The 15,539-nt window shown below is 72.4% G+C and carries 14 protein-coding genes and 2 tRNA genes; 10 read left to right on the forward strand and 6 right to left on the reverse strand.

The annotated features are described in order from the left end of the window. Window positions 1-259: 259 nt before the first annotated feature. Window positions 260-1,447 (forward strand): thiolase family protein, encoded by a 1,188-nt coding sequence (locus tag ACFYW9_RS36895; protein ID WP_351870508.1) that lies wholly within the window; start codon window positions 260-262, stop codon window positions 1,445-1,447. 198 nt (window positions 1,448-1,645) lie between these two features. Further along, window positions 1,646-2,419, forward strand: coding sequence for a sulfite exporter TauE/SafE family protein (locus ACFYW9_RS36900; protein WP_387301273.1), 774 nt, complete (start codon window positions 1,646-1,648; stop codon window positions 2,417-2,419). 28 nt (window positions 2,420-2,447) lie between these two features. Here the strand turns inward: ACFYW9_RS36900 and ACFYW9_RS36905 are convergent, their stop codons facing one another. The 3 genes from ACFYW9_RS36905 to ACFYW9_RS36915 all read right to left on the reverse strand — a co-directional run bounded on the left by ACFYW9_RS36905 (window position 2,448) and on the right by ACFYW9_RS36915 (window position 5,980). After that, window positions 2,448-4,532, reverse strand: a complete 2,085-nt coding sequence (locus tag ACFYW9_RS36905) for an MDR family MFS transporter (RefSeq protein WP_389159464.1) — start codon at window positions 4,530-4,532, stop codon at window positions 2,448-2,450. 75 nt (window positions 4,533-4,607) lie between these two features. Further along, complete coding sequence (gene cobF, locus ACFYW9_RS36910) at window positions 4,608-5,378, reverse strand: precorrin-6A synthase (deacetylating) (RefSeq protein WP_389159465.1); 771 nt, start codon at window positions 5,376-5,378, stop codon at window positions 4,608-4,610. 77 nt (window positions 5,379-5,455) lie between these two features. Beyond that, the gene (locus tag ACFYW9_RS36915; RefSeq protein WP_389159466.1) at window positions 5,456-5,980 is read right to left on the reverse strand and encodes a DUF309 domain-containing protein; all 525 of its coding nucleotides are present in this window, start codon (window positions 5,978-5,980) and stop codon (window positions 5,456-5,458) included. Window positions 5,981-6,080: 100 nt separating this feature from the next. On the opposite strand from ACFYW9_RS36915, the gene ACFYW9_RS36920 reads away from it, so the two are divergent. Both ACFYW9_RS36920 and ACFYW9_RS36925 read left to right on the forward strand, forming a co-directional pair. Beyond that, window positions 6,081-6,154, forward strand: a tRNA-Pro gene (locus ACFYW9_RS36920). Window positions 6,155-6,366: 212 nt separating this feature from the next. Beyond that, window positions 6,367-7,068 carry a 2-phosphosulfolactate phosphatase gene (locus ACFYW9_RS36925; RefSeq protein WP_389159467.1) on the forward strand — a complete coding sequence of 234 codons (702 nt, stop codon included), beginning with the start codon at window positions 6,367-6,369 and terminating at the stop codon, window positions 7,066-7,068. A gap of 349 nt (window positions 7,069-7,417) precedes the next feature. Here the strand turns inward: ACFYW9_RS36925 and ACFYW9_RS36930 are convergent, their stop codons facing one another. Continuing rightward, window positions 7,418-7,954, reverse strand: coding sequence for an NUDIX hydrolase family protein (locus ACFYW9_RS36930; RefSeq protein WP_326784256.1), 537 nt, complete (start codon window positions 7,952-7,954; stop codon window positions 7,418-7,420). 245 nt (window positions 7,955-8,199) lie between these two features. Here ACFYW9_RS36930 and ACFYW9_RS36935 point away from each other — a divergent pair, with 245 nt between their 5' ends. Both ACFYW9_RS36935 and ACFYW9_RS36940 read left to right on the forward strand, forming a co-directional pair. Next, the gene (locus ACFYW9_RS36935) at window positions 8,200-9,063 is read left to right on the forward strand and encodes a dioxygenase (RefSeq protein WP_389159468.1); all 864 of its coding nucleotides are present in this window, start codon (window positions 8,200-8,202) and stop codon (window positions 9,061-9,063) included. Further along, complete coding sequence (locus ACFYW9_RS36940; protein ID WP_389159469.1) at window positions 9,060-10,145, forward strand: maleylacetate reductase; 1,086 nt, start codon at window positions 9,060-9,062, stop codon at window positions 10,143-10,145. Before ACFYW9_RS36935 ends, ACFYW9_RS36940 begins: the two co-directional genes overlap by 4 nt. Before the next feature lie 108 nt (window positions 10,146-10,253). Here ACFYW9_RS36940 and ACFYW9_RS36945 read toward each other — a convergent pair whose 3' ends face one another. After that, window positions 10,254-10,616, reverse strand: coding sequence for a winged helix-turn-helix transcriptional regulator (locus ACFYW9_RS36945; protein ID WP_389159470.1), 363 nt, complete (start codon window positions 10,614-10,616; stop codon window positions 10,254-10,256). A gap of 97 nt (window positions 10,617-10,713) precedes the next feature. On the opposite strand from ACFYW9_RS36945, the gene ACFYW9_RS36950 reads away from it, so the two are divergent. From ACFYW9_RS36950 to ACFYW9_RS36965, 4 genes are all read left to right on the forward strand, one after another. Then, window positions 10,714-11,595: an NAD(P)-dependent oxidoreductase gene (locus ACFYW9_RS36950; protein WP_389159471.1), complete on the forward strand. Its 882-nt coding sequence runs from the start codon at window positions 10,714-10,716 to the stop codon at window positions 11,593-11,595. A gap of 341 nt (window positions 11,596-11,936) precedes the next feature. Continuing rightward, window positions 11,937-12,704, forward strand: a complete 768-nt coding sequence (locus ACFYW9_RS36955) for an NPP1 family protein (protein ID WP_389159472.1) — start codon at window positions 11,937-11,939, stop codon at window positions 12,702-12,704. 371 nt (window positions 12,705-13,075) lie between these two features. Continuing rightward, a complete protein-coding gene (locus tag ACFYW9_RS36960; protein ID WP_389159473.1) occupies window positions 13,076-13,327 on the forward strand; it encodes a transcriptional regulator in 252 nt (83 codons plus the stop codon). 171 nt (window positions 13,328-13,498) lie between these two features. After that, window positions 13,499-13,572 (forward strand) — tRNA-Pro (locus ACFYW9_RS36965). A 129-nt stretch (window positions 13,573-13,701) separates the two neighbouring features. Here the strand turns inward: ACFYW9_RS36965 and ACFYW9_RS36970 are convergent. Next, entirely contained in the window at window positions 13,702-15,378 is a 1,677-nt protein-coding gene (locus ACFYW9_RS36970; RefSeq protein ID WP_389159474.1) for an FAD-dependent oxidoreductase, read from the reverse strand. Window positions 15,379-15,539: the final 161 nt, after the last annotated feature.

The following is a 15,539-nucleotide window of genomic DNA, read 5'->3' on the forward strand; positions in this document are numbered from 1 at the left end:
GGGGTGCGCGAGCAGTCTGCCATCCATGCGAGGGGCGAAGCGGGCGGCCGTCGATCTCCGGCCACCGCCCCGGCCGCCACGACGCGGAACGATCCCGCACGGGGTCGGGCGTTCGGGGCGGACGGGCGGATACCGGCGGCAGGGCGGATCTTCCCAAGGGTCCGGCGCGGGGATATAGTCCAAAACTAGCAGTGCTAATTAATGGTTGTGCTCATCAACGTCCGGTGCCCGTCCGCCGGTGTCCGTCAGGAGTCCTGTCGTGCGTCCCGTCCACTTCGCGGCCGCTCGCCGCACGCCCATCGGCAAGCTGCGTGGTGCCCTGTCCTCCGTACGGCCCGACGACCTCGCCGCGGGCGTCGTCCGCGCTCTGGTCGCCGAGGTGCCCGCACTGGATCCGGCCCGCGTCGACGACGTCTACTGGGGCGCCGCCAACCAGGCCGGAGAGGACAACCGCAACGTCGCCCGGATGGCCGCGCTGCTCGCCGGACTGCCCGACAGCGTGCCCGGCGCCACCGTCAACCGGCTCTGCGCCTCCGGCCTCGAAGCCGTCACGACGGCGGCCCGCGCCATCGCCTCCGGCGAGGCCGACATCGTGCTCGCCGGAGGCTCCGAGTCGATGAGCCGTGCCCCCTTCGTGCTGCCCCGCCCGGACGAGGCGCTGCCGCACCGCATCGAGACCGTCGACACCCGGCTCGGCTGGCGGCTGGTCAATCCGGCGATGAAGGACCTGCACGGCGTCCTGTCCATGGGGGAGACCGCGGAGGAGGTCGCCGCGCGGTACGGCGTCTCGCGCGAGCGCCAGGACGCGTTCGCGCTCCGCAGCCACCAGCGTGCGGCGGACGCCCGCAAGAACGGGTACTTCGACACCGAACTGCTCACCGTCGAGCGCCCCGACGGTGTGGTCGTCGACAGCGACGAATGCGTGCGGGAGGACACCTCGCTCGACAAACTGGCCCGCCTCAAGCCGGTGTTCCGCGCCGGCGGCACGGTCACCGCGGGCAACGCCTCGCCGATGAACGACGGCGCCGCGGGTGTGCTGCTCGTCAGCGAGGAGGTCCTGAACGAGCTGGGACTCGAATCGCTCGGACGGTACGTCGCGGGGGCCTCGGCCGGCGTCGATCCCGACGTCATGGGCATCGGCCCGGTGCCCGCGACCCGCAAGGCGCTCGGACGCGTCGGCTGGAGCGTCGCCGACATCCAGGAGGCCGAGTTCAACGAGGCGTTCGCCGCCCAGGCCCTCGCCTGCGTGGACGCCCTCGGCATCGACCCGGACCTCGTCAACCCGACCGGCGGCGCCATCGCGCTGGGCCACCCGCTCGGCGCCTCGGGAGCCCGCATCCTCACCACCCTGCTGCACCGCATGCGCCGCACGGGCGCCGAGCGCGGCCTGGCCACGATGTGCGTCGGCGTCGGGCAGGGCACCGCGGTCCTGGTGGAGCGCCACTGACGCCCCGCGCCCCGGCCGCAGGTCTCGTGCGCGAGGGGCGTCACGGGTCGCCGTACGTCCTCGCGCGCCTGCGACCGCCGGCCGGTTCCGGGTCGCCGGTACACCGGCCGGCGGCCCCGGCGCACCGTTGACCCGAAAAGAGCCCGGCGGGACCCCCGCCACCCGCACGAGCACCGTGGGCATAGCATCAATCCCCGCATGAACACGATGACGCTCTGGCACATATCCACGGGGGAGTTCGCCGCCCTCGCCGCCGCGGCTCTGCTCGTCGGCTTCTCCAAGACCGCCGTCAGCGGCGCCAACACGGTCAGCCTGGCGGTCTTCGCCGCCGTACTGCCCGCCCGCGCCTCGACGGGCGTCCTGCTGCCCCTCCTGATCGTCGGCGATGTGCTGGCCGTCGCCACCTACCGGCGCCACGCCCACTGGCCGACGCTGTGGCGGCTCTTCCCGGCGGTCGCCGCCGGTGTCGTCCTCGGCACGCTGTTCCTGGTGTGGGCCGACGACGGGGTCGTACGGGCCTCGATCGGCGCGACCCTGCTGCTGATGACCGGGATCACGCTGTGGCGCCGCCGGGCCGCCGTCCAGGACGAGGAACCCGACGCGGTCGTGACCCGCGCGGGCCGCGTCAAGGCGCGTTCCTACGGAGTCCTCGGCGGCTTCACCACCATGGTCGCGAACGCGGGCGGCCCGGTCATGTCGATGTACCTCCTCTCGGCGGGCTTCCGCAAGCTCGGCTTCCTCGGCACCTCCGCCTTCTTCTTCCTGATCGTCAACGTCTCCAAGCTGCCGTTCAGCGCGGGCCTCGGTCTGATCGACGGGCGTTCGCTGCTGCTGGACGCGGCCCTGGCCGTGTTCGTGGTGCCGGGGGCGTTCGTCGGGAAGTGGGCGGTGAAGCGCATCAACCAACTGCTCTTCGAACGCCTGGTGATCGGGGCGACGGTGGTGGGCGGAGTGCAGCTGCTGCTCCGCTGAGCCCGCCTCGCGGGTCCGGCCGGTCCGGTCAGCTCCTGGCGGCCGATGTCAGTTCCGGCGTGCGGTCCGGCAGACCCTGCGTCAGGTCCTCGACCAGCAGACGCTTGGCGATGGTGTCGACGGCGGCGCGCAGTTCCGTGCCGGACGGGCGGCCGATGTCCTGCTCGACGCGCCCGGCGAGCCACCGGCCCCAGGCCTCGCTGATCACCCGCGCCTCGCGCTCACCCGCCGCGGTGTGCGAGAACAGCGAGCCGTGCCGGGTCAGATAGCCCTCGTCGACCATGCGCTGGAAGACCGGGACGAGCACCTCGGGAGGCAGATGGCGCCGGGCGGCGATCAGCGCGAGGTTGGCGTGGCCGACCATCCGGGTGAACAGCTCCACCTGCATCACGGCCCAGGCACCCGCCACGTCCAGCCGGGTGTCGGACTCGGAGACGATCCGGCGCGCGGTGTCCATCTCCGTGGTGCCGATGATCTTCGCGACGGAGAACTCCAGCAGCCGCTGGGAGTCCGCGGTGGACGGTGACGCGAAACCCTCGCCCATGTCCGTCGACCCCATGCGCGCGCTGTCGCGCAGCTCCACCTGCTTGAGGAAGAGCGCCACGACGAAGCCGAGGAGCGCGACCGGGACCGTCCACAGGAACACCGTGTGGATGGTGTCGGCGTACGCGTCGATGATGGGCGCGGCCGCCTCGCGCGGCAGCCTGTGCAGCCCCTCCGGGCTCTGCGCCGCCCTGGCGATGACGGCCGGTCCGGCCGTGCCCGTCTCGGCGGCCGTCCTGACCCCGTCGGCCAGGTTGGGCTTGAGCGCGTTGGTGTAGATCGTGCCGAAGACGGCCGTACCGAACGAACTCCCCAGCGTACGGAAGAAGGTGACCCCGGACGTCGCGGTGCCGAGGTCGGTGTACTCGACGGTGTTCTGCACGGCGATCGTCAGCACCTGCATGCACAGCCCGATGCCGGTGCCGAGCACGAACATGTACAGGGACTCCAGCCAGGCCCCCGTCTCCGGTCCCATCCGCGACATCAGATACAGCCCGACCGCCATCACCAGGGAGCCGACGATGGGGAAGATCCGGTACTGCCCGGTCTTGCTGACCACGTTGCCGCTGAAGACGGACGCGATGAGCAGCCCCAGGACCATCGGCAGGGTGCGCACGCCGGAGACCGTGGCCGAGTCCCCGTCGACGTACTGCAGATACGTCGGCAGGAACGTCATCGCGCCGAGCATCGCGAACCCCACGATGAAGCTGAGGATCGAGCAGACCGTGAAGACCGGGTTGGAGAACAGCCGCATCGGCAGCATCGGTTCGGCCGCACGCGTCTCCACCACGCAGAACAGGCCGAGCGCGATCAGACCGCCCGCGAAGAGTCCGATGATGGCCGGCGATCCCCAGGCGTACTCGTTGCCGCCCCAACTCGTCGCCAGGATCAGGGCGCTGGCCCCGACCGCGACGAGCGCGATGCCCAGGTAGTCGACGACCGGCCGGGTCACCGACTTCACCACCGGGATGGTGCGGGCCGCCGCGATCACCACGACGATCGCGAGGGGCACGTTGATGTAGAACGCCCACCGCCACGACAGATGGTCCGTGAACAGTCCCCCGAGCAGCGGCCCGATGACCGTGGCCACACCGAACACGGCACCGATCGCGCCCTGGTACTTGCCCCGCTCGCGCAGCGGGATGACGTCCGCGATCAGCGCCATGGACGTCACCATCAGACCGCCCGCGCCGACGCCCTGCAACGCCCGCCAGGCGATCAGCAGTGTCATGTTCGTGGCGAGCCCACACAGGAAGGAACCCGTGATGAAGATGATCGCCGACACCTGGAAGACCACCTTGCGGCCGAACAGGTCGCCGAACTTGCCGACCAGCACGGTCGCCACGGTCTCGGCCAGCAGATACGCGGTCACCACCCAGGACATGTGCGCGGCGCCGCCCAGATCCGACACGATCGTCGGCAGCGCGGTGCCCACGATCGTCTGGTCGAGCGCGGCGAGCAGCATGCCCAGCACGATCGTCGCGAAGACGATGTTGCGGCGGCGGTTGTCCAGCACCGGTGGTCCGGGCGCCGCCGCCGGGGCCGGCGCGGTGTCCTCCGTGATCGTCACAATCGTCACCCTCACACCGGTGGGCTCCCCGTGCATGCGGGGCGACCCGCCCGGTGTACCGGCCGGCCGGACGCTCTACCCTCCCGGATTCCTGCGCAGCAGATAGGTGTCCATGATCCATCCCTTGCGCTCCCGGGCCTCGGCGCGCAACCGCTCGATACGGGGAGCCGCCTCGGCGATCGGGCCGGAGGCGAGGATCTCGTCGGGCGTGCCGATGTAGGCGCCCCAGTAGATGTCGATGTCCTCGTCCGCGTACCGCCGGAACGCCTGATGGGCGTCGAGCATCACGACCACGTCGTCCACCCCCTCCGGGAAGCCCTCGGCGAGGCGCCGTCCGGTGGTGATCTGCACCGGCCGGGCGACCCGGTTCAGCCCCGTGCGGTGCCGGGCGACGAGCGCCGAGACACTGCTGATCCCGGGCACCACGTCGTACGAGAACGCCACCGCGCCCCGGTCCAGGATCTCCTCCAGGATGCCGAGCGTGCTGTCGTACAGAGCGGGATCGCCCCACACCAGGAACGCGCCGCTCTCGTCCTCGCCCAGCTCCTCGGTGATGAGCCGCTCGTAGATCGCGGCACGGGCGCTGCGCCAGTCCCCGACGGCCGGCGAGTACGCCGAGCCGCCCGCCGTCCGGTCCCGGTCCGGGTCACGGGCCTCGACCAGGCGGTACGCCCTCTCGGGTATGTGCGCGTCGAGGATGTCGCGGCGCAACCGGACGAGGTCCGACTTCACCTCGCCCTTGTCCAGGATGAAGAACACGTCCGTGCTCCTCAGCGCCTTGACCGCCTGAAGCGTGAGTTGATCGGGGTCGCCCGCTCCGATGCCGATGACATGAATCTTTCGCACACCGAGAGTCTGCCCCACGCCACTGACAGTGGACGCACCGGCCGGACCCCGGCACCCACGGGCAGGGCGTGCCTTCGTCAGACGGCCCGGCCGCGCAGCCGTGGTGACACCCGTGCCGGGTCGACCGGTCGGCCGTCGCGTTCCACGACGGCCGCCAACTCCCGTGCCCAGCCGGTGATGCCGGCGAGGTCCAGGCCGTGGGGCCGCGGCCGTCCGGTCGCCGACGTCCACTCCTGGACCCCTCCGGCCCCGCGCCGCAGCAGCCGTGCGCCGCCCGTCACGTTCCCCCGGGCCGCGTGGGTGAGCCCCACGGCGAGCTGGGCCAGCCCCCGCCAGAGCCCGCGCTCGTCCGGGGGCCCGGACTTCCAGGCGTCCTCGAAGACCTCGTGCGCGTGGAACGGCCTGCCCGCGTCCAGCAGTGCCTGCGCCTCGGCGACCGTGTCCTCGGGCCGGCGTACGACACCCTCCGGCGCCCGCTCGACACCGGCCGCGCCGTACGGCAGCGGGCGCCCCAGTCCGTCACGGGGCCGGGCGTTCCGCGCCCGGCCCTCGGCGTCCCGGTCGCGTCCGCCGGCCCGCCGCGTCTCAGATGTCCCGGTCATACGCCGATTGTCGCGCGCCCCGCTCCCCCTGCGGAGCAGCCCCCGGCGTGGGGTAAAGTTCTGTTCGCACGATCACGCGGGTCACCGCGGGTGAAAGCACCGGGACGTGGCGCAGCTTGGTAGCGCACTTGACTGGGGGTCAAGGGGTCGCAGGTTCAAATCCTGTCGTCCCGACTTGCCGAAACGCAGGTCGCAGGCCGTTTCCGCCGACGCGGGAACGGCCTTTCCGTTGTTCCGGGGTACGGCCGTGGCCTGCTCCGGGGCGCGGCTGTCGCCGGACGCCCCGGCTGCCGCCCATCGAACCCGGGGCTCGGCCCCCAGGGCCATCGATGTGATGCGGGTCACTCTCTCGACGCCCCGAGCCGGGTCTGCGCGATCATGACACGATGGACGCCCGCTTCCTCGGCATCGCCGAACTGACCGAAACCCCGTCCGTGGCGGTCGTGGTCGACGTCATGCGTGCCTACACGGTGGCCGCCTGGGCCTTCGGCCGCGGGGCGGAAAAGATCGTCCTCGCGGAGTCGCTCGCCGAGGTCCTGGCGCTCAAGGCCCGCCACCCGGACTGGGTGGCGCTCAAGGACGGTCCGCCCGCCCCCGGCTTCGACCTCGTCAACTCGCCGGGACTGCTGCGGTCCGTCGACCTCGACGGACGGACCGTCGTGCAGAAGACCACGGCGGGGACGGTCGGCGCCCTCGCGGTCAAGGACGCGTCGCTGGTGCTGTGCGCCGGCTTCGTGGTGGCGGAGGCGACCGCGCGGATCCTGCGGGCCCGCCGGTGCGACGACGTCACGTTCGTGGTCACCGGCGAGGACGGCCGCGCCGACGAGGATCTGGCGTGCGCTCAGTACATCGCCGGGAGGGCCGCCGGGGCCGGTACCGACGCGGCCGGGTTCCTCCGCCGTGCCGGCGGGTCCCGCGCCGCCGGCGAGCTGGCGACGGGCGTGCGTCAGGGCGTCCATCCCGATGACGTCGCACTCTGCCTCGAGCTCGACCGGTTCCCGTTCGCCATGGTGGCGACCTCGGAGGGCCCGCTCATGGTCCTGCGTCCCCGTGCCGTGCCCTTCCCGGTCGAGGACGCGCGGATCTGAGCACCGACGAGGTCCGGCTCCCGTTGGGCCGTACCGGTCGATGAAGGGCGCGTCCGGCTCCCGCTGAGCGGCCGTATCCGGCCGGTGCGGGGCGCTGCCGCCACCAGCGGATCATCACGCCGGTGTTCGTCTCCGAGGACGCGCGCGAGGGCGCCACCGCGTTCGCGGAGAAGCGCGGCCCGGTATGGAGCGGCCGCTGAAGGGGCGGTGACCTGTCACCCGCCCGGACCCGCACCGGCGTGCCGCAGCCGGTCGCGGGCCGTCAGGCGGCGGGCGGGTCGACGGCCCGCCCGCCGCTCCGGACGGGATCACGCCCGTCCCCGACGCCCGCGGGGCACCGGCACCCGCGTCAGGCGATACGTCCGACGTACGCCAGCGCCTGCCGCAGCAGAACGCCGTGACCACCCGGCATGTCGTCCGTGACCACGGGTGACGCGGCCTCCTCCGGACTGAACCAGACCAGGTCCAGCGCGTCCTGCCGGGGGCGGCAGTCGCCGGTGACCGGCACGATGTACGCCAGGGACACGGCGTGCTGGCGCGGGTCGTGGAACGGTGTGACGCCCAGGGTCGGGAAGTACTCCGCGACGGTGAAGGGCTGCAGGGAGGCCGGGATCCGGGGCAGGGCCACCGGGCCCAGGTCCTTCTCCAGGTGGCGCAGCAGGGCGTCCCGGACCCGCTCGTGGTGCAGCACCCGGCCGGAGACGAGGGAGCGGGTGACCGTCCCGTCCGGACCGATGCCGAGCAGGAGCCCGATGTGGGTGACTTCGCCGTTGTCGTCGACGCGCACCGGTACGGCCTCGACGTACAGGATCGGCATGCGGGCACGGGCCGATTCCAGTTCGTCACGGGACAGCCAGCCGGGCGTGGTTTCGGTCAAGTCAGACATTGCTTGATCATACTTTCCGTGCGTCCGGTGCGGGCGTGATCCTCCAGGGCAACGATGCCCCACGGAAAGGGTCATTGTGCGTACCTCGGCGTCGGCCACGGTGTTTCAGCCGGGCTGCCCGGCAGCCCGGCAGCCCGGTGGCCGGACACGGCGTCGGGGTTCGTCGGCGCGGGGCGGTGCGCCCCGTCCGGTCTCGTAGCCTGGGCACGCTCGGCAGGACGACCGGCTGGACCACGGGAGCGGGCATGGCCAGGGAACGCACCACGAGGATCACCGACGCTGTCGTCGACAGTTTCGCGGGCACGGCCGATCCGAGGCTGCGTGAGCTGCTCGGCGCGCTCACCCGCCATCTGCACGCCTTCGTCCGCGAGAGCCGGCCGACGACCGCGGAGTGGGAGAGCGCCATGGCCTTCCTCGCGGCGACCGGACACATGTGCACGGACACCCGGCAGGAGTTCGTCCTCCTGTCGGACGTGCTCGGCGTCTCCATGCTGGTGGAGACCCTGAACGGCCACGGCGACCCGGGTGCGACGGAGCCGACGGTGCTCGGACCCTTCCACATGACGCGCTCGCCCGCACGGGAACTCGGCGCGGCCATCGACCTGGTGGGCACCGGCGAGCCGTGCGTGGTCAGCGGCCGGGTGCTGTCCCGGGACGGCACTCCGCTGCCGGGCGCCGTCCTCGACGTGTGGCAGGCGGACGACCAGGGCTTCTACGACGTCCAGCGGCCGGACGCGCAGCCGCCCGGCAACGGCCGCGGGCTCTTCACCACGGACGCCGAGGGCCGCTTCAGGTTCCGCACCTGTGTACCGAGCCCGTACCCGATCCCCACCGACGGCCCGGTCGGCGCCCTGCTCGGGGCCACCGGCCGTCACTCCTGGCGCCCCGCCCACATCCACTTCATCGCCTCGGCCGAGGGCCACGCCCCCGTCACCACGCACATCTTCGTGGCGGGCAGCCCCTATCTGGACTCCGACGCCGTCTTCGCCGTGAAGCGGAGTCTCGTCCAGGACTTCGCCGAGACCGACGACCCCGCGCTGGCACGGGAGTTCGGTGTCGCGAACCCCTTCCGCCACGCCCGCTTCGACCTCGTCCTGGAGCCGGAATGACCACCCAGCCGGGCGCCCCGCTCGACTTCACCTACGAGACCCGGCCCGCCCGGGTCGTCTTCCGGTCCGGCGCCTCGGTGACCGCGACACCGAAAGAGGTCGCGCGGCTCGCGCTGCACCGGGTCCTCGTGGTGTGCGGCGGCCGGGGCGCCGACGCCGCGCACGCGGTGGCGGACGCGCTCGGCGACAGCTGTGTGGGGGTGCACGCGGGCGCCCGGATGCACGTACCCGTGGAGGTCGCCGACGAGGCTGTCGAGGTGGCGCGGGCGGCGGGCGCCGACGGGTGTGCCGCCGTCGGCGGCGGATCCGCGATCGGCCTCGGCAAGGCGATCGCGCTGCGCACCGGCCTGCCGCTGATCGCCGTGCCCTCCACCTACTCGGGCTCCGAGATGACCTCCGTGTGGGGCCTGACCGAGCAGGGGGTCAAACGCACCGGACGCGACCCCCGCGTACAGCCGCGCTGCGTCGTCTACGACCCCGATCTCACCCTCGGCCTCCCGGTCCCGCTCTCGGTGACCAGCGGTGTCAACGCCCTCGCGCACGCGGTCGAGGCGCTGTACGCCCCCGACGCCTCCCCGCTGGTCTCCCTGATGGCGGAGGAGGGCGTACGGGCGATGGCCGGCGCCCTTCCCGGCGTGGCCGCGGACCCCGGAGATCCGCAGGCCCGCGCCCGGGCCCTCTACGGTGCCTGGCTCTGCGGTTCCTGCCTCGGCGCGACGACCATGGGGCTGCACCACAAGCTGGCCCACGTCCTCGGCGGCACCTTCGGCCTGCCGCACGCCGAGACCCACACCGTGCTCCTCCCGTACACCCTCGCCCACAACGCGGCCGCCGCCCCGGAAGCGGTCGCCGTCCTTGCGCGGGCCATGGACACCGACGACGTCCCCCGTGCCCTCCGGGAGCTCGCGGGGGGCCTCGGCGCTCCCCGTACCCTGGCCGAACTCGGCCTGAGAGAGGCGGACTTGGTGCCCGCGGCGGCCCAGGTCGCCGCCGAGTCCTACCCCAATCCCCGCGAGGTCACGGCGAACGGCGTTCTGGGATTGCTGACGGCGGCGTACGAGGGGTGGGATCCGCGGAGCTAGGGTCTGCTGTTCGGATCACGTTGCAGGTGCGGACGGTGCCTTGCCGGTGTGCGTGCCGGACTCGCAGTGCTCAACAAGCGGCGGTGACCAGCGCATTCGCCAAACGTCTTAGCCCGTCTTCTCCTCCACCCCTCGAGCGGCCGGCCGCTCGCGTCCCCAGGCGGCCAGCGGCTGGAGTGCGTCGTTGAGGCGCGTGCCGTCCTCGGTCAGCGAGTACTCGACGCGTGGCGGCACCTCGTCGTAGGAGACGCGGTGTACGACACCGTCTGCTTCCATCTCGCGCAGGTGCGAGGCAAGCACCTTCTCGGTGATCCCCGGAAGCAGTCGACGCAACTCGCCGAAGCGACTGCGGGAGTGCTCGTGGAGTGCCCAGAGGAGCAGTACCTTCCACTTGCCGCCGATCACCTCCATCGCGGTGTCGATCCCGCAGGCGTGTCCGTCCGGTGCGCCCGGCCGGTTCAGCGTCGTCATGACCCCACCCTTCCGACATGCTCGCTCACCCCGGGGTAACCACCCACTCCGAAGTGCGTACTTGATCACCTCCGGGCCTGTGGCCAGCCTAATCGGCATGACACGGAACCCTGTTGAGAAGACCTCCGTCACGATGCTGGGCCTCGGCGCGATGGGCACCGCGCTGGCCCGTACCTGGCTCGCCGCCGGCCACCCGCTCACCGTCTGGAACCGCACCCCGGCCCGCGGCGCGGCGCTCGCCGCCGAGGGGGCGAAGGTCGCGGACAGCGCCGCCGCGGCGGTCGCGGCGAACACCCTGATCGTCGTCTGCCTGTTGGACGACGCCTCGGTCGACGAGGCACTGGCCGGCGCCGACCTGGCCGGCAGGGACCTGGTCAACCTGACCACCAGCACGCCTGCCCGGGCCCGCGCCCGCACCGAGTGGGCCCGCGCGCGCGGCGCCCGCTATCTGGACGGCGGGATCATGGCCGTCCCGCCGATGATCGGTGTCCCGGAAGCCGGAGGCTACGTCTTCTACAGCGGCTCGCGGGAGGTGTTCGAGCGGCACCAGGAGGTGCTGCGCGTCCCGGTCGGCACCACTTACGTCGGCGAGGACGCCGGCTTCGCGGCCCTGCACGACGTGGCCCTGCTGAGCGCCATGTACGGGATGTTCGCCGGGGCCGCGCACGCCTTCGCCCTGATTCGCAAGGAGGACATCGACCCCGTGTCGTTCGCCCCGCTGCTCGCGGACTGGCTCGTCGCCATGGTGCCGGCCGTTCACCAGACCGCCGACCGGCTGCGGAGCGGGGATTACAGCAAGGGCGTTGTTTCCGACCTCGCCATGCAGGTGGCCGGCACGCCGACCTTCCTGAGCACCGCCGAGCAGCAGGGTGTCAGCTCCGAACTGCTCAGCCCCTACTTCGAGTTGATGCGCCGCCGCCTGGCCGAGGGCGGAGGCGAGGAGGACCTGACCGGCGTGATCGACCTGCTGGTGCGCTGACCGGCCGCTTGCCGCCCCGGACGCGATCCCAGCCTCCGGGGCGTTCCGGTCCCGTCGTGTCCCGTCGTGATGAACCTCGCCCCGGCGGTCGTTCCCGGCTGCTTCAGCGGGTGTCGGGGCGTGCTCGGCGGCAACCGGGCGGCTGCGCAAGGGAGTCGGGTGGCGGTCGGGTTCGGCATCCCCCAACAGGCCTACTCACCCTCCCCATTGGCCGATCCTTCATCGCTCCGATACCCGCGACCTCTGGTGTTTTTCCCGCCCGCCCGGAAGGCTGATCTGGGCATGCCAAGACGACCGCTGGTCTGCCCTGCCCCCACGCCGCGGTCGATCTGGAGGAAGCAGTGACAAGAAGCTCGCGGGCCGGCAAGGTCTCGTTCGTGCTCGGCAGCGCCGTCGCACTGGTCGTCGCCTTCGCGGGCAGCGCCCTCGCCGACCCGCCCACGGCCCTGCCCGGGAACGCGGACGCGCTGGAGTCGACGTTCCAGCCGGCCTTCGACTACGACACCGACGGCTGCTACCCCACGCCCGCCATCGGCCCCGACGGGACGGTCAACCCCGGCCTCAACCCCTCCGGGGCCCTGAACGGCCACTGCCGCGACTCCTGGGACCTGGACAACACCAACGGGTACTCCCGCGAGAAGTGCAACAACGGCTGGTGCGCCATCATCTACGGCCTCTACATGGAGAAGGACCAGGCCGTCGTCGGCAGCGGCCTCGGCGGGCACCGCAACGACTGGGAGCACGTCGTGGTGTGGGTCCAGAACAACGAGGCCAAGTACGTCTCCACGTCGGCCCACGGCAACTTCAACATCTACACCCGGGACCAGATCCGCTGGGACGGGACACACCCCAAGGTCGTCTACCACAAGGACGGCATCGGCACGCACTGCTTCCGGCCCGCGAACACCAACGACGAGCCGCCGGAGAACCACTACCACACCTGGCAGTTCCCGACCCTGGTCGGCTGGAACGGCTACCCCGCCGGGCTCCGCGACAAGTTGAGCGCCTACAACTTCGGCAGCGCCTCGTTCGGTCTCAAGGACGGCAACTTCAACTCCCACCTGTCCAAGGCCAAGCCGGCCGGCATCACGTTCGACCCCAACGCCTGACCGGTGGTCCGGTGGCGGGGGGGGCGCGCCCCCCCGCCCCCCCCCCCCCCCCGGTGCGACGGGGTTTGTACCCCCACCCGGGGGCGGGGGGGGCCGGCCCCCGGGCCCCCCCCCCGGGCCCCCCCCCCCCCCCCCCCCCCCGGGGGGGGGGGGGGGGGGGGGGGGGGCCCCCCCCCCCCCCCCCCCCCCCCCCCCCACCGCACGGTTCCTACGGGTTGAGAAGCCTCTCCGGGTGACGTGGCGGCCGGCCCGCGTGCCCAGCGAACTGGCCACGACGACCAGCCGCCCACCGGGACGCAGTACGGGGCCGAAGGAGCGCAGCACCGCGTGCGCGCCCCCGTTGGCGACATCGATGACTGGACGAGCGTCCCGTGATCGCCCACGCCGCCCGTGACTGGCTGGCCGAACTGCACCTGGTGGCCGCGGGCTGCGGTCTGACCACCGTTCCCGCCTCGCTGGCCCCCGCGGCGCCACCCGGTGTGCGGATCCTGTCCGTGCGGGGCGGCCCCGAGGAGCGGCGCCGCCTCGTCCTCGCCCGCCTTCCGCACCCCCTGCCGGAGCCCGCCGCCCGGCTGGCCGACGCGCTCCGGGCGGCCGCGGCCGACTTGGACGAGCCGGCCTGACGCCGACCCCTCCCGCCTCGCGGGGCGCTCCGTCCCGCCCCTACGGCGACCCCGCCCCGCATACGGAGACCCCGCCTGCGCTGCGACGATGACAATGCGTGCGCGGTCATCCACCGACGTGCGGTAGGGTTCGGATGCGCGAACACGCGGGACACCGCGCGTAAGACGCATCGGGACGTGGCGCAGCTTGGTAGCGCACTTGACTGGGGGTCAAGGGGTCGCAGGTTCAAATCCTGTCGTCCCGACTGTTGAGGTCGTGGCCGGAGGCCGTATCGGAATTCCGATACGGCCTCCGGCTGTTTTCCGTGCGCCGTGGGGACGGCTGTCGGCCGACGCGCCGGGCGATGTCCTCGGACCGCCCGGAAAGGGTCACGTCAGGCCTGGTCCAGCAGTGCCACCAGAGCCTTCCGCAGGGTCGTCCGGGGGTCCTTGGACGGCCCCTCGGACCGCCAGGCGACGAAGCCGTCGGGGCGGACCAGCACCGCGCCGTCCGCCCCGACACCGTGGGCCTCCGCCCAGGTCGTGTCGCCGGCGGGGACCAGGTCCGCCTCGGGCCCGCCGCCGATCCGGTACGAGTCGAGGGGGACGGAGAGCTGCCGGGCCGTGTCCTTCGCCGCCGCGTGCCAGCCGCCGGAGCCCTCCGCCGAGCTCAGCAGCACCATGGAGCGCTCGTACAGATCGAGCGTGGAGATCCGGGTGCCCGCGCGGGTCAGCCACAGGTGCGGCGCCCTGCTCCCCGGCTCGCCCGTCAGCCGTACGCCCTCGGGCACGACGGGGGCGGCCGGATCGGCGCCGAGGACCGCGCCCCTCGGGTAGCGGTAGGCGAGCGCCACATTGAGGATCCCGCCCTTCCTGCCGCCGGGGCCGCCCTGACCGCCCTGACCGCCCGCCCCGGGCTCGGGGGTGTACCCGGGGTGGCTGTGCTCCACCGAACGCGACGAGGCGCGCGCGCTCGTCGCCTCCGCGACCGGCCGGCGCTCGGCGTCGTAGGACTTCAGCAGCCCCGGACCGGCCCACCCGGCCAGCACGGCGGACAGCTTCCAGGCGAGGTTGTGGGCGTCCTGGATACCGGTGTTGGAGCCGAACGCCCCGGTCGGTGACATCTCGTGGGCCGAGTCACCGGCGAGGAACACCCGCCCCTGCGCGTACCGTTCGGCGACCCGCTCGGCCGCGTGCCAGGCCGCACGGCCGGTGATCTCCACGTCGAGATCCGGCACGCCGACGGCCCGCCGGATGTGCTCCACACAGCGCTCGTCGGTGAACTCCTCCAGCGTTTCCCCGTGTTCGGGGTGCCAGGGAGCGTGGAAGACCCAGTGCTCCTCGTTGTCGACGGGCAGCAGAGCACCGTCGGCCGCCGGATCGGTCAGATAGCAGACGATGAACCGGCGGTCGCCGACCACCTCCGCGAGGCCGCGCGAGGTGAACGTGAGGCTCACGTTGTGGAACAGGTCGCCCGGCCCGGTCCGGCCGATGCGCAGCGTGTCGCGGATGGGGCTGCGCGGACCGTCCGCCGCGACGAGATAGTCCGCGCGGATCGTCATGTGCTCGCCGGTCTCCCGGCTCTTGACCTTCGCCGTCACTCCTTCGGAGTCCTGCTCGAACGACATCAGCTCCGTCGAGAACCGCAGGTCGCCGCCCAGCTCCCGGGCACTCCGCAGCAGCACCGGTTCGAGGTCGTTCTGGCTGCACAGGCACCACGCGCCCGGGCTGAAGCGGGCCAGCCCGCCACCGGGGTCGATCTCCTTGAACAGCCACTCCCCGGCGTCGCCCACCAGGGTCGGCGTCTGGAGGATGCCGTGGTTGTCCGCGAGGACCGACGCCGCCTCCTCGATGCGCCGCTGCACCCCGGCCACCCGGAAGATCTCCATGGTGCGCACGTTGTTGCCGCGCCCCCGCGGGTGCATCGACGTACCCGCGTGACGCTCGACCAGGATGTGCGGCACCCCGAGGCGCCCCAGGAACAGCGAGGTCGAGAGGCCCACCAGCGAGCCGCCGACGATGAGGACGGGCGTATGGAGACCGTTCTCGCCGGCCTCTTCGAATCGGTTCATCGATTGCCTCCAGCGCCGCCTGGGACGCGAGTCAGGGATGGGGATGCAGATTCCATGCCCGGTGCGGGCCGGTTCGCGCGGCTGGGGCACCCGGATGGCGCGCGGTTCACTCGCCTGACCCGCGGGGCTCGCGGAGTACCGGGCACGCGGTGACGATCAGC

It is taken from the genome of Streptomyces sp. NPDC002698, from assembly GCF_042888945.1.
Lineage (GTDB): Bacteria > Actinomycetota > Actinomycetes > Streptomycetales > Streptomycetaceae > Streptomyces.